Annotated in this window: 14 protein-coding genes; 9 read left to right on the top strand and 5 right to left on the bottom strand. The window is 54.5% G+C overall.

Annotation, left to right across the window (positions count from 1 at the left end):
- Nucleotides 1–35 precede the first annotated feature (35 nt).
- Both J1778_RS15995 and J1778_RS15990 read right to left on the bottom strand, forming a co-directional pair.
- On the bottom strand, nt 36–815 hold the full coding sequence (locus J1778_RS15995; protein ID WP_217174035.1) for an ABC transporter substrate-binding protein: 780 nt from the start codon (nt 813–815) through the stop codon (nt 36–38).
- 69 nt (nt 816–884) lie between these two features.
- Nucleotides 885–2,039, bottom strand: coding sequence for a methionine aminotransferase (locus tag J1778_RS15990; protein WP_217174034.1), 1,155 nt, complete (start codon nt 2,037–2,039; stop codon nt 885–887).
- 174 nt (nt 2,040–2,213) lie between these two features.
- On the opposite strand from J1778_RS15990, the gene J1778_RS15985 reads away from it, so the two are divergent.
- Entirely contained in the window at nt 2,214–3,149 is a 936-nt protein-coding gene (locus tag J1778_RS15985) for a LysR substrate-binding domain-containing protein (RefSeq protein ID WP_217174232.1), read from the top strand.
- Here J1778_RS15985 and bioA read toward each other — a convergent pair whose 3' ends face one another.
- Nucleotides 3,150–4,427, bottom strand: coding sequence for an adenosylmethionine--8-amino-7-oxononanoate transaminase (gene bioA, locus J1778_RS15980; protein WP_217174033.1), 1,278 nt, complete (start codon nt 4,425–4,427; stop codon nt 3,150–3,152).
- A gap of 173 nt (nt 4,428–4,600) precedes the next feature.
- On the opposite strand from bioA, the gene bioB reads away from it, so the two are divergent.
- From bioB to bioD, 4 genes are all read left to right on the top strand, one after another.
- A complete protein-coding gene (bioB, locus tag J1778_RS15975) occupies nt 4,601–5,629 on the top strand; it encodes a biotin synthase BioB (protein ID WP_217174032.1) in 1,029 nt (342 codons plus the stop codon).
- A gap of 3 nt (nt 5,630–5,632) precedes the next feature.
- Nucleotides 5,633–6,784, top strand: coding sequence for an 8-amino-7-oxononanoate synthase (bioF, locus tag J1778_RS15970; RefSeq protein WP_217174031.1), 1,152 nt, complete (start codon nt 5,633–5,635; stop codon nt 6,782–6,784).
- Complete coding sequence (bioC, locus tag J1778_RS15965) at nt 6,768–7,559, top strand: malonyl-ACP O-methyltransferase BioC (RefSeq protein ID WP_217174030.1); 792 nt, start codon at nt 6,768–6,770, stop codon at nt 7,557–7,559. The genes bioF and bioC overlap by 17 nt, the downstream gene beginning before the upstream one ends.
- A gap of 125 nt (nt 7,560–7,684) precedes the next feature.
- On the top strand, nt 7,685–8,365 hold the full coding sequence (gene bioD, locus J1778_RS15960; RefSeq protein ID WP_217174029.1) for a dethiobiotin synthase: 681 nt from the start codon (nt 7,685–7,687) through the stop codon (nt 8,363–8,365).
- A gap of 4 nt (nt 8,366–8,369) precedes the next feature.
- On the opposite strand, the gene J1778_RS15955 is transcribed toward bioD, so the two are convergent.
- Nucleotides 8,370–9,080, bottom strand: a complete 711-nt coding sequence (locus J1778_RS15955; RefSeq protein WP_217174028.1) for an ABC transporter ATP-binding protein — start codon at nt 9,078–9,080, stop codon at nt 8,370–8,372.
- Nucleotides 9,081–9,096: 16 nt separating this feature from the next.
- Between J1778_RS15955 and J1778_RS15950 the strand changes: the two genes are divergently transcribed.
- The 4 genes from J1778_RS15950 to J1778_RS15935 all read left to right on the top strand — a co-directional run bounded on the left by J1778_RS15950 (nt 9,097) and on the right by J1778_RS15935 (nt 13,068).
- On the top strand, nt 9,097–9,420 hold the full coding sequence (locus J1778_RS15950; protein WP_217174027.1) for a hypothetical protein: 324 nt from the start codon (nt 9,097–9,099) through the stop codon (nt 9,418–9,420).
- Between the two features lie 649 nt (nt 9,421–10,069).
- The gene (gene uvrB / locus J1778_RS15945) at nt 10,070–12,076 is read left to right on the top strand and encodes an excinuclease ABC subunit UvrB (protein ID WP_217174026.1); all 2,007 of its coding nucleotides are present in this window, start codon (nt 10,070–10,072) and stop codon (nt 12,074–12,076) included.
- A gap of 59 nt (nt 12,077–12,135) precedes the next feature.
- Entirely contained in the window at nt 12,136–12,504 is a 369-nt protein-coding gene (locus J1778_RS15940) for a VF530 family protein (RefSeq protein WP_013576381.1), read from the top strand.
- Between the two features lie 39 nt (nt 12,505–12,543).
- The gene (locus J1778_RS15935) at nt 12,544–13,068 is read left to right on the top strand and encodes an isochorismatase family protein (protein ID WP_217174025.1); all 525 of its coding nucleotides are present in this window, start codon (nt 12,544–12,546) and stop codon (nt 13,066–13,068) included.
- A 64-nt stretch (nt 13,069–13,132) separates the two neighbouring features.
- On the opposite strand, the gene J1778_RS15930 is transcribed toward J1778_RS15935, so the two are convergent.
- The gene (locus J1778_RS15930; protein WP_217174024.1) at nt 13,133–14,041 is read right to left on the bottom strand and encodes a gluconeogenesis factor YvcK family protein; all 909 of its coding nucleotides are present in this window, start codon (nt 14,039–14,041) and stop codon (nt 13,133–13,135) included.
- Nucleotides 14,042–14,059: the final 18 nt, after the last annotated feature.

Genomic DNA, 14,059 nt, shown 5'->3' with positions numbered 1-14,059 from the left:
AAGGAGCAAAAGCAAAACCTGTCTTCCTGACGGCGTTACTTCACACTGACATCAATGTTGCCAAAGTATTTCTTCGAAAGCTCTTTCACCACGCCGTCTTTTTGCACTTTAGCGATCGCCGTATCCAGCTTCTCTTTCAGCTGGGTATCGCCTTTGCGCAGGCCGAACGCGATACCGCTGCCAAGGATTTTGTCATCACGCACGGCGTCGCCGACAAAACCGTAATCTTTACCGTCCGGACGTGACAGGAAACCGCTCTGACCGGCCGGAGCCAGCACTAAAGTCCCGTCCAGACGACCGGAAGACAGATCCAGATACACCTGGCTCTGATCCTGATATGACACAATATCTACGCCTTCAGGTGCCCAGTGTGCCTGCGCATAGCTTTCCTGAATCGAACCCTGCAACACGCCGATATGCTTGCCTTTCAACGACCCGGTAGTTGGCAGCAGGCCGGAATCTTTCTTCGCAATCAGTTTGCTGGGTACGCGGTAAATTACGTTAGTGAAATCAATCGCCTGACGACGTTTTTCTGTCACGTTCATCGCCGAGTTAATCGCATCAAATTTACGCGCCTGCAATGCTGCAATCAGCCCGTCGAAAGAGGTGTCAACCCATTCACATTTCACGCTGGCAGCGGCGCAGACGGCATTGCCCAGATCGATATCAAAACCTTGTAACTCGCCGGTTGCGCTTTTGGATTCAAACGGCGGATATTGCGCTTCCAGACCAAATTTCAGTGTGGAACCGTCCGCCAGCGCGGAGAAAGAGGCCACGGCACAACCTAACAGCAATGCGATTTTCAACTTTTTCATTATTCACAATTCCCCGGCGTGATTTAGATAACGTGATTTAAATAACGTAATTTAAATAAAAACATAGGCTCAGACGCGACACAGGCGGCGGGCGCCTTCGTAAAGTGTGTCGTCATCTTTGGCGAAACTCAGGCGGATAAGCCCGGTGGGTTTGTTATTGCTATAAAAAGCTGAGAGCGGGATGGTGGCAATCTGATGATCGCGGATCAGGCTCAGCACAAATTCGTCGTCGGTCAGCGGGCTGAAATGACTAAAACGCGCCAGCATAAAGAAACTGCCACGGCTTGGCAGTAATTCAAAGCGGGATTCACTGAGCGCTTCGGCCAGCAGATCGCGTTTTTGCTGATAAAAATCCGCCAGACCTAAATAACTTTGCGGATCAGCCAGTGCTTCGGCGAAAGCCACCTGCATCGGCGTATCCGCGGAGAACATCATAAACTGATGCACTTTACGGATTTCACCCATCAGCTCTGCCGGTGCCAGGCAATAGCCCACGCGCCAGCCGGTGACGTGGTAAGTCTTGCCGAACGAGGACACAATTACACTGCGTTCTGCCAGTTGCGGATGGCAGGCCATGCTTTCGTGGCGCTCACCGTCGAACACCACATGTTCATACACTTCATCGGACAAAATCACGATATCTGTATTCCGGGTCAGCGCGGTCAGACGCTCGATATCAAAATCCGTGAAAATTGCTCCGGTCGGGTTGTGCGGACTGTTGATGATGATCATTCGTGTGCGGCTGTTGATGGCGCTGGCAACCTGATCCCAGTCGATGCTGAAATCGTCCATCGACAGGCCGATGGCCACCGGTTTCGCCCCCTGCAGACGGACAATCGGCGCGTAGCTGTCAAACGACGGTTCGAAATAAATGACCTCATCGCCCGGATGTACCAGCGCGCTGATGGCGGAATACAGGCCTTCGCTGGCGCTGGCAACCACGGTCACTTCACTGTCAGCGTCATATTTGCATCCGTACAGGGCGTCGACTTTAGCGGAAAGTGCATGACGTAATGCCGCCACGCCGCTCATCGGCGCGTACTGGTTATGACCTTCGCGCATGGCTTTGGCGACGCTTTCAATCAGCGCCGGCTGACAGGAAAAGTTTGGCGCACCTTGAGATAAATTCAGGGCATTATGCTCGGCGCTGAGCTGGCCGATAACGGTAAAAATAGTGGTGCCGACGTCCGGTAATTTAGACTGCGGCGACATGGCGCTCTTCATAGCATTTCCCCACAAAAAACAGGCCGGGCGGCCATAAGAAGGTAAAAACAGGGTTTGAATGATTAAGCAACAGTTCCCCTGTGCCGACAATGGAAAGTTTGTCATACTCGTTATGATCTGAAGTCATGGCTCTTTCCCGCTCCCAGTGAGGTCGTTGTGAACCTTTTACCTGAAATGTCTCACCTGAATTTACCGTCACTGAATGTGCTGAAAACCTTTGTGGTTGTAGCGCAGACGCTGAATCTGACCCATGCCGCCTCGCTGCTGCATATCACGCAGGGCGCGGTCAGCCGGCAGATCACCGGGCTTGAGGCCACGCTGGGGTATCCGTTGTTTTTGCGTCAGGCCAGAGGGCTGACGCTGACCCCGCGCGGCGCGCAACTTTTACCGCCGGTACAACAGGCGCTGGCGCTGATGAGCGAAGCCCTGAAACGCGTCGGTTCGCACCCGGACACGCTGCGCATTAAATGCCCGACCTGTTCAATGCGCTGGCTGCTGCCACGTGTTATCCAGCTGCAAAACGATCGGCCGGATATGCAGATTGAGCTGACGGCATCTATCGCGCATGGGGTGGATTTCAGCAGTGAGCATTTTGATGCAGCCGTGGTTTTTGGCCGCCCGCCTGAATCATCGCGGCGCGCACATCATTTGTTTGATGAAGTGCTGACGCCGGTCTGTGTGCCTGATTTCTTACCGCGTCATAAAGGGCAAACTGCGGTGGCGGATCTTGAGGATAAAACGCTGTTGCATCCGACGCGGGATCGCCGCGACTGGCTGTTGTGGCTGCGGGAAGAGGGCGTTCAGGGACTGCCTTCGGCCAAATCCCAACATTTCGATACGCTGGATCTGGCCATTAATTCTGCGTTGCAGGGATATGGCGTGGCGATGGGCGATCTGACGTTAATTGAGGACGATTTGCAGGCGGGGCGTATTGTCGCCCCGTTCCCGCTGTGCGTGGCGAGCGGTGCGTCTTATACGTTGCTGTATCCGGAAAATCCAACGCCCGCACTGAAAGTAGCGATTGATTTTCTCAATGAAGAAGCGCGGCTCAGCCGGGAAAAACTGAGCGCGCTGTTATCGACTTCGCACCGGTTAGTCAGCGCAAACTGATCAGTACAGCGCAACCAGTGCGCTGGCGATGGCGCCGGTCAGTCTGCTCAGTTCTTCTGCCGAAATGATGTACGGAGGCATCAGGTAAATCAGCTTGCCGAACGGACGGATCCACACGCCTTGCGCCACGAAGTGCTTCTGCAACTGCGCCATGTCCACCGGCTGGCGCATCTCTACCACCCCAATTGCGCCCAGCACCCGCACGTCGGCGACGGCAGGATGTTCGGCCAGAGGCTGTAATTCGGCTTTCAGTTGTTTCGCGATATTCAGAACCTGCGCCTGCCAGCGGTTTTTGGCTAACAACCGCAGGCTGGCATTGGCGACCGCACAGGCCAGCGGATTGCCCATAAAGGTCGGGCCATGCATGAAACATCCCGCCTCGCCGTTACTGATCACTTCAGCGACGTGACGCGTGGTTAAAGTGGCGGAAAGCGTCATATAGCCGCCGGTCAGCGCTTTGCCGAGACACAGAATATCCGGCGAAATCCCGGCGTGATCGCAGGCAAACAGCTTGCCGGTACGGCCAAATCCGGTGGCGATTTCATCGGCAATCAACAGCACACCGTATTCGTCGCATAACTTGCGCACGCGTTTGAGATACAACGGATGGTAGATCCGCATTCCGCCTGCGCCCTGAACCACCGGTTCCAGAATGACGGCCGCGATTTTGCTGTGGTGCTCGTCGAGCATTTTGGCGAACGGCGTGATATCCGTTTCATCCCATTCGCCGTCAAAACGGCTTTGCGGCGCATCGGCAAACAGATGCTGCGGCAGATAACCCTGATACAAACTGTGCATCGAATTTTGCGGATCGCACACTGACATCGCGCCAAAGGTATCGCCGTGATAGCCGTTGCGCAGCGTCAGCAAGGTCTGACGTTTTTCACCGCGCGCCTGCCAGTATTGCATCGCCATCTTCAGCGCCACTTCTACGGCCACCGAACCTGAATCTGCCAGAAACACGCATTCCAGCCCGGCCGGGGTCATTTCCACCAGACGTCGCGACAGCGCGATAGCCGACGGATGCGTGATCCCGCCAAACATCACATGTGACATTTTTCCGATTTGTTCAATGGCCGCCTGATTGAGCTGCGGGTGATTGTAACCGTGGATCGCCGCCCACCAGGATGACATACCGTCAACCAGCTGACGGCCATCGGCCAGTTGCAACATCACGCCGGACGCGGATTCCACGGCATACGCGGGCAGCGGTTTGGTCATAGATGTGTACGGATGCCAGATGTGGCGCTGATCGAATTCAATATCGGCGGGGGTCATAAATGAGTCCTGCAGGAGCTAAGTTGTAAACTAAAAAATAATTTTAACGTTGACGGTAAACCAAAACAAATCAAAAATGGTTTACTAATCATAAAACATTAACCCCAAAATCATTCGGGTTGCATCAAGGCAGCCTGAAGGAAGACGGGGGAGCATTATTTGGAGATGTCGTCATGTCCCACTGGACGCTGGAAAAAACTCAGGCACTGTTCGATAAGCCATTCCTGGAGCTGATGTTTGAAGCTCAGCAAATTCACCGCCAGCATTTCGACCCGCGTCAGGTGCAGGTCAGCACCTTGCTGTCGATTAAAACCGGCGCCTGTCCGGAAGACTGTAAATATTGTCCGCAGAGTTCCCGTTACAAGACCGGTCTGGAATCTGAACGTCTGATGCAAGTCGAGCAGGTACTCGAATCTGCCCGTCAGGCGAAAGCCGCCGGTTCGACCCGTTTCTGCATGGGCGCAGCGTGGAAAAACCCGCACGACCGTGACATGCCATACCTGGAGCAAATGGTGCAGGGAGTGAAAGAAATGGGTATGGAAACCTGCATGACGCTGGGTACGCTGAACACCACACAGGCGCAGCGTCTGGCGCACGCTGGTCTGGATTTCTACAACCATAACCTCGATACCTCGCCGGAATTTTACGGCAGCATCATCACCACCCGCAGCTATCAGGAACGTCTGGATACGCTGGCGGAAGTGCGCGGTGCGGGCATTAAAGTCTGTTCCGGCGGAATTGTCGGGCTGGGCGAAACGGTCAAAGATCGCGCCGGTTTGCTGATGCAACTGGCGAACTTGCCGGTACCGCCGGAAAGCGTGCCGATCAACATGCTGGTGAAAGTCAAAGGCACGCCGCTGGCCGATAATGACGATGTGGATCCGTTCGATTTCATCCGCACCATCGCGGTCGCACGCATCATGATGCCGCAATCCTACGTGCGTCTTTCCGCAGGTCGTGAACAGATGAGCGAGCAGACGCAGGCGATGTGCTTTATGGCCGGTGCTAACTCGATTTTCTACGGCTGCAAACTGCTGACCACGCCGAATCCGGCGGAAGATAAAGACTTAATTCTGTTTGGCAAACTGGGGCTGAATCCTCAGTCCTTCGAAACAGAAATGGGTGATAACCAGCAACAGGCCGCGCTGGCCGAACAACTGGTTCATGCTGATACCGATCAGTTCTACAACGCTTCGGTATAACCGGTGAGCTGGCAAACGCGGATTAATGAAGCGGTGGCGGTACGCAAACAGGCGGCGGCATTTCGTGTGCGTCAGCCAAACCGGGGCGGCAGCGCGCGCTTTCTGACGCAGGCTGAGCGGCGTTATCTGAATTTCTCGGGTAATGATTATCTCGGCCTGAGTCAGGATGCTGACGTAATTGCCGCATGGCAGCAGGGTGCGGTGAAATACGGCGTCGGTAGCGGCGGTTCCGGGCACGTCACCGGTTACAGCGAGGCGCACGCAGAGTTTGAGCAGCAACTGGCACAGTGGCAGGATTATCCGCGTGCTCTGCTGTTTATCTCCGGCTTTGCCGCCAATCAGGCGATTCTTGCCGCGCTGATGCAAAGTGATGATCGCGTGCTGGCCGACAAACTCAGTCATGCGTCTTTACTGGAAGCTGCTGCACATGCGCCTTCGCAACTCCGCCGGTTTCATCACAATCAGCCGGATTCCCTGCAACGTCTGCTGGAAAAGCCGGTGAGCGGTGAAACGCTGGTGGTGACGGAAGGCGTGTTCAGTATGGACGGTGATGCTGCGCCATTGGCTGAACTGCATAATTTGTCGAAAACGCACGGCAGCTGGCTGATGGTGGATGACGCGCACGGCGTGGGTGTGACCGGCGAAGAAGGACGCGGCAGTTGCTGGCAGCAGGGCGTCAGGCCGGAGCTGCTGGTCGTCACATTCGGAAAAGCTTTCGGCTGCAGTGGGGCGGCAGTGCTGTGTGATGATGCCACTGCGGATTATCTGTTGCAGTTCGCCCGTCATCTGATTTACAGCACGGCGATGCCCGCCGCACAGGTGTGCGCGTTACAAGCCTCGCTGGCACGAGTCCGGCAGGACGACGACTTGCGTGATAAACTGGCGGCCAATATTGCCCGTTTTCGCGCGGGTGCAGCCGGTTTGCCCTATCACCTGACCGGTTCACAGACCGCTATACAGCCGGTGATTGTGGGTGAGAATCAGCCTGCGCTGGATCTGGCTTCGGACTTGCGCGAACGCGGGTTGTGGGTCAGCGCCATCCGTCCACCGACGGTGCCGCCGGGCAGTGCGCGGTTGCGTATTACCCTGACGGCGGCGCATGAGCCGGAAGATATCGATTTTTTGCTGGAGTCCCTTCATGGGTGCAGTCACTGAATTAGTGAACAAACAAGCGGTGGCCGACGCGTTCAGTCGCGCTGCCATCAGTTATGAAAGCGCCGCACAGTTGCAGCGTGATGTAGGCGAGGAATTACTGGCGCTCGCCGCACCCTATCTTCAGGACGCAGGTAATCTTGTCGTCGATGCGGGTTGCGGCACCGGATATTTCAGCCGTTACTGGAAGGCGCAGGGCAAAAAGGTCATCGCGCTGGATCTCTCGGAAGGCATGTTAGACCGTGCCCGCGAGCTGGACTCCGCCGATGAATACGTGCCGGGCGACATCGAACGTTTGCCGTTCGCCGACAATTCTGTCGACATTTGTTTCAGCAATCTGGCGGTACAGTGGTGTAACGCGTTGCCACGCGCGCTGGAAGAAATGCATCGCGTCACCCGCAACGGCGGGCTGGTGCTGTTTTCCACGCTGGCAGAGGGTTCGCTTAACGAACTGGCTGCGGCATGGATGAAAGTCGATGGCCGACGTCACGTGAATCAGTTTCTGACGCCGGACAAAATCGCCGAAGCCTGCGCGCCTTATCGCCATGAAGTAACCTTCAGCGACCACGTAGCCGAATTCCCCGATGTGATGTCACTGATGCGCTCGCTGAAGGGCATCGGTGCGACGCATATTAAAAATGGCCGTCTCGGCGGTCTGGGCGGACGCGAACGCCTGCAATTGCTGGAAAAACACTACGTCCGGCGCGACGGTGTCCTGCCGCTCAACTACCGGCTGGTCTACGGCATTTTGCAGGTCGAAGAACTTATCCCACGTTAACAAAGCTCCTCCCTGGTTTGAAACTGGCGCGGTCTGCTCCCTCCCTTCACAGGGGGAGGAGCAAAATCCGATGTCATTGCGGGGAGGGAGCCAGAACCAACACCAGGCTTTTATTAAAATAAATCATGAAACAAAAATACTTTATTACCGGCACCGACACTGAAGTCGGCAAAACCGTTGCGACCACCGCATTTTTGCAGGCCGCAGCCTGCGCCGGACACCAAACAGCCGGATACAAACCGGTGGCATCAGGCAGTGAAATGACCGCTGAAGGGCCGCGTAACAGCGATGCTCTTGCGTTACAGGCATACAGCACCGTGGGTCTGCGTTATGACGAAGTGAATCCATGCACCTTTGTTGAACCCACATCGCCACACATCGTCAGCGAACTGGAAAAGCGTCCGGTTGACCCGCAGGTGTTATCTGCAGGTTTACGTCATCTGGAACCGCTGGCGGACTGGGTGGTGGTGGAAGGCGCAGGCGGCTGGTATACGCCGCTGACCGCCGATTATACCTTTGCTGACTGGGTTATCGCCGAGCAGTTGCCGGTAGTTTTAGTGGTGGGAATGCGCCTCGGCTGCATTAACCACGCGGTGCTGACGGCGCAGGCCATCGCACAAAGCGGGCTGCATCTGGCGGGCTGGATAGCCAACGACGTGCAGGAAACGGGGAAGCATCATCAGGCATACATGGATACGCTCACGCGTATGCTGCCTGCGCCATTGCTGGGCGAGATCCCGTATCTGAGCGCCGGAACTGACGTTAATCTGGGGCAATATCTTCATCTTGACCGTCTCACTGCGTGAAACGTCAGACCGTCAGATAGTTTTTGACTAACGTGTCGTCGAGTTGCGCCAGGGTGCCCTGCGCGACATTGCGGCCGTCATCAACCAGACAGAACCGGTCGGCGACGCTGCGGATGAACGGCAGTTTGTGGCCGACCAGCAACAGTGTCAGACCAAGATCACGGTTCAGGCGGTGAATGATATTACCCATATTCGCCGCCATTGACGCGCTGGTATGCTCGGTCGGTTCGTCGAGTATCAATAATTCCGGCTCCTGAACCAGCGCACGGCTGATCGCCAGTTGTTGCTGCTGGCTTTCATCGAGCTCTCCCGCCTTACGCGCGCCCATTTCCTTTAAGGCCGGAAACAGGTCATAGACTTCTTCCGGCACGCGGCGTGTCTTATTCCTGCTCGCCATCATGGCGATTTGCAGATTTTCATCGACACTCAACTGCGAAAAAATCTGCCGTCCCTGAGGCACATAACCGATACCCATCTGTGCGCGGCTTTCGACCGGCAGATTCAGAAGACTTTGCGGTTCTTCATCACGCGACTGCCAGGAAATTGCGCCGCTTTTCACCGGAAGATGGCCCATGATGCAATTGACCAGCGTCGTTTTGCCCACGCCATTTCGCCCGATCAGGCAGGTGCATTGCCCGCGGTACAGTTCGAGATTGATGTCCCAAAGAATATGTTTTTGCCCGTAGTACTGATTAACGGATTTTACACTTAACATCAGATATACCTCCCTCATGGAGCTTTTCAACGGACTGCATTTTGACGGCCACTGTCTTGTTTCTGACATTTATGTTCCGCTGTATGTGCGTTCTACAGGGGAATCCTTCACAAAATCTCTTCAAAGAGTGAATTTGCAACTCTCAGGCCAAGTTTTAGCAGCCGGGGATAAAAAATGCGCTTACTCCGCTGTTAACAGCCCGGACGCGGATGATTTAGGATTATTCATGAGTATTGTCAGGATTTTGAGATTCGGCGCGAAGAGCGGTGAAAGGAAACTGCACTTTGTCAGTGCCGTCTTCACTGATTTTGGTGCAAGGTTTATGCAGTTGAGAAGCTAAAAAATCCTGCTCAGATGCACTTTTGGGTTTTGCAAGGAACATCCGCGCGGAAATCTAGGCGAAATAGGCATAAATAAGGAGATAAAAAAGATAAAAAATAACTAAAAAAGAGCTCTCAGACGCTGACGGAGGAAAAAATGGTTTTTTACCAACTCCCGCCGCGCTTGGCGTGCTGAGACTTATCCACTATTCCTGTGGATAACCTTGTGCATGAGAGTGAGAAAAGTTGCTACAGACGAGTCAGGACGCGGGTTTCGCTCAGTTTGCCCGTATTCGCAGCTTTTTAATGATGTTGTTTTTATTCAATGAGTTAGTTAAAAGCAATACAGCCGTAATTCGTTCGTCATAGTTGTGTCAATCTTCGTCAAGCTGTGGTCAAAAAGTGAATAGCCGTAAATTTTGGGATAAAAATGTCTTGTGATGGTGAGAATTCTCATTTGCCATAACCTAAAAAAGTGCAGTTGCAGCAAGATGTTAAAAGGGGGGCTGATATTATCGATTGGAAGCTGGTTTTATATACAGTATTATAGCGGCGGTAAAATCAGGGCTGGCAAAATTTGCGAAGTCTTTCATACTATTTTTCCTCGAACTGTTCCCCGGTTCAGCCCGTACGGCCTTGTGCATTTTCATTTCAGTCAGGTAGCCCGTCATGAGTAAAGAGTTCAAACTGCATTCCGAATTTAAACCGTCAGGCGATCAGCCTGAGGCGATACGCCGTCTGGAAGAAGGGCTGGAGAACGGGCTGGCGCACCAGACGTTGCTCGGGGTGACCGGTTCAGGCAAAACTTTTACTGTGGCGAACGTGATTGCTGACCTGAACCGTCCGACGATGGTGCTTGCCCCGAACAAAACGCTCGCGGCGCAGCTTTATGGCGAGATGAAAGAGTTCTTTCCGGAGAACGCCGTCGAATATTTTGTCTCCTACTACGATTACTATCAGCCTGAGGCGTATGTCCCAAGCTCAGACACATTTATTGAAAAAGACGCCTCAGTGAACGAACACATCGAGCAAATGCGTCTTTCCGCGACTAAAGCCCTGCTGGAACGCCGCGATGTCATCGTGGTAGCGTCAGTTTCTGCGATCTACGGTCTGGGTGACCCGGACTTGTATCTGAAAATGATGCTGCACCTGACCAAAGGGATGATTATCGATCAGCGAGCCATCCTGCGTCGTCTGGCGGAACTGCAATATTCCCGTAACGATCAGGCTTTCCAGCGCAGTACTTTTCGTGTGCGCGGCGAAGTCATTGATGTGTTTCCGGCTGAATCTGATGATCTGGCGCTGCGCATCGAACTGTTTGATCAGGAAGTTGAACGCCTGTCGCTGTTTGATCCGCTGACCGGTCAGGTTCAGCACGAAGTGCCGCGTTTCACCATCTACCCGAAAACGCACTACGTGACCCCGCGGGAACGTATCGTGCAGGCGATGGAAGAAATCAAAGTCGAACTGGCCGATCGCCGCAAAGTGCTGCTGGCCAATAACAAACTGCTGGAAGAGCAGCGCATCAGCCAGCGCACGCAGTTTGATCTCGAAATGATGAACGAGCTGGGTTACTGCTCCGGTATCGAAAACTACTCGCGCTACCTTTCAGGACGCGGGCCGGGCGAGCCGCCGCCGACACTGTTTGACTATCTGCCCGCAGACGGTCTGCTGATTGTGGATGAATCCCACGTGACCATTCCGCAAATCGGCGGGATGTACAAAGGCGACCGCTCGCGTAAAGAAACGCTGGTGGAATACGGTTTCCGTCTGCCATCAGCGCTGGATAACCGTCCGATGCGCTTTGAGGAATTCGAAGCGCTCGCGCCGCAAAGTATTTATGTCTCGGCCACGCCGGGTAAATACGAACTGGAGAAATCCGGTGATGATGTCGTCGATCAGGTGGTGCGTCCGACCGGTCTGCTGGATCCGATCATCGAAGTGCGTCCGGTGACCACGCAGGTTGACGACTTGCTGTCTGAGATCCGTAAACGTGTGGCAATTAACGAGCGTGTGCTGGTCACTACGCTGACCAAGCGTATGGCGGAAGACCTGACTGAGTATCTGGAAGAACACGGCGAGAAGGTGCGTTACCTGCACTCTGACATCGATACCGTCGAGCGTGTGGAGATCATCCGCGATTTGCGTCTGGGAGAATTCGATGTGCTGGTCGGCATCAACTTACTGCGCGAAGGCCTGGATATGCCGGAAGTCTCGCTGGTGGCGATCCTGGATGCGGACAAAGAAGGCTTCCTGCGTTCTGAACGCTCGCTTATCCAGACCATCGGTCGTGCGGCGCGTAACCTCAACGGTAAAGCGATTCTCTACGGTGATAAAATTACCAACTCGATGGCCCGCGCCATTGAAGAAACCGAACGTCGCCGCGCCAAACAGGAAGCGTACAACCTCGAAAACGGTATCACGCCGATGGGGCTGAACAAGAAGATTTCCGACATCCTGCAACTTGGTCAGCCGAAGACCAAAAAGAACAAAGACAAACGCGATGCAGAAGCGGCGCAAACTTTCAAATCGCTTACGCCGAAAGCGCTGGAGCAACGCATCAAAGAGCTGGAAAGCAAGATGTATGCACACGCGCAAAATCTGGAATTCGAAGAAGCGGCCAACACCCGCGACGAGTTGCATGCATTACGCGAGCAGTTTATTGCCATTTCATAAACCTGAGATGCTAGACTGCGCGGCCTTAAAATAGAAAACGTAAAACGAAGAGCGAGCCAATGACTGATACACCACAAAACCCTGGCGCAGCGAAAGATCCGCTGCACGGCGTCACGCTGGAAAAACTGCTGACAACGCTGGTGGATAACTTTGGCTGGCCGGCGCTGGCTTCGCAGGTGAATATCAACTGCTTTAAAAGCGACCCGAGTGTGAAGTCAAGTCTGAAATTTCTGCGCCGCACGCCGTGGGCGCGCAAGGAAGTTGAAACGCTGTATCTGGATTTCATTGAAGGCCATCTGCGACCGGATATGACCCGCAGCAAGCGCCGTACGCCGCTCTCCGCACAGGCCCCGCAAAAGCCAAAAGTCAGCACCGCCAAACCGGCTGCCGACAGCCCGTGGAATAACCATCCGCTGGTGAAAAAGTAATTTACGCGCATAGCATTCTGTTCATTTGAGGGGAAAGTCGTGTCAGAGCAACATGTTCTTATTGTGGTGGATATGCAAAACGGGGTTTTCGCTGCCCCACGTTATGACCGCAACGGGCGGGCTGAACGTATTAATCAGCTGATTGACCGGGCAGGGCGCGTCATTTTCATTCAGCACGCTGAGGGTGACATGACCGAAGGCAGCGAATTCTGGCAGCTGTTACCTGAACTTCATCAGCCAGCAGGCGCGATTTCAGTCACCAAAACCGCCTGTGATTCTTTCTATCGCACCACGCTCGAATCGGTATTGCAGGAACTTAATGCCACCCGTTTTACCGTCTGCGGTTGTGCAACGGATTATTGCGTTGATACCACCATCAAAGTGGCCGCCAGCAAAGGCTATTCAGTCACCGTGGCGTCTGATGCGCATACCACCGCCGACCGTACGCATGTGACGGCGCAGCAACTGATCGGGCAGCATAACGAAGTGTGGCGTGAGTTATCGGTGCCGGGCAATCCGGTTACTGTGAAAACCACCGCTGAGATCCTGACAGACTGGCAGTAAATTCAGTTTTCGCACATATAAGAAAGGCCGCATCAGCGGCCTTTCTTATATCGCGGTTTACTCATCAGAGCATTTGTTGCAGCGCTTCTTCGATGGCCGCCCGCAACATATCGCGGTCATGGCGATAGGGCACATCGCTGGCTTCAAGCGGGCTCTGAATAATCAGATGTTCAGCAGCGCTTCCGCCGACTTGGACTTTCGGCCCGACAATCGCGGCATCCGCACGGCGGCCAATCCGCGTTTCAATCATATCCAGTTTGTTGTCCAGCGTCAGAGACGCGGCGGCGACGCTCAGTTCTTTCCCCAGATTACCGATATACACGATATGGGCACGACTGCGACGCAGCGCTGTGGTGAGATCATTCATGAGCAAAAGCGGCATCAGGCTGGTGTAGAAACTGCCCGGACCAATCAGGATCAGGTTGGCTTCTGCTATGGCCTGCAACGCTTCGCGGGTGGCCGGCACCTGAGGTTCAAGCCGCAGTTCCTGCGGGATCTGCGTCAGTTTATCGACATTCACTTCCCCGTGAACCGTTTCACCGTTCGCGTCAATGGCGGCCAGATCGACCGGCTGTTCTGACATCGGGATAAGTTCTGCGTCGACTTTCAGCAGGCTGCGCACCAGATTGATCGCTTCGAGCGGACGGACGGTCAGATGATCCAGCGCATGCAGCATCAGATTCCCCAGATTATGACCGTCGAGTTCACCCTGACCGCTGAAGCGGTATTCGAACATCGCGGAGGCCAGGCTCGGTTCGGTGATCAACTGATTCAGGCAATTGCGCATATCGCCCCAGGCGATGCCGCCGACGGAACGGCGGATGCGGCCGGTCGAACCGCCGTTATCGGTGGTGGTCACAATACCGGTCAGGCGCGGGCCAAGAGGAGAGAGGGAGGACATCACACGGCCAAGCCCGTGTCCTCCGCCTAATGCCACCACCCGGTCGAGGTCTGCTAATGTTCGGTTGCGCATGGTTTTCCTTTGAAATGG

It is taken from the genome of Rahnella bonaserana (assembly GCF_019049675.1).
GTDB lineage: Bacteria > Pseudomonadota > Gammaproteobacteria > Enterobacterales > Enterobacteriaceae > Rahnella > Rahnella bonaserana.
This window is presented reverse-complemented; position numbering and strand designations above follow the sequence as displayed.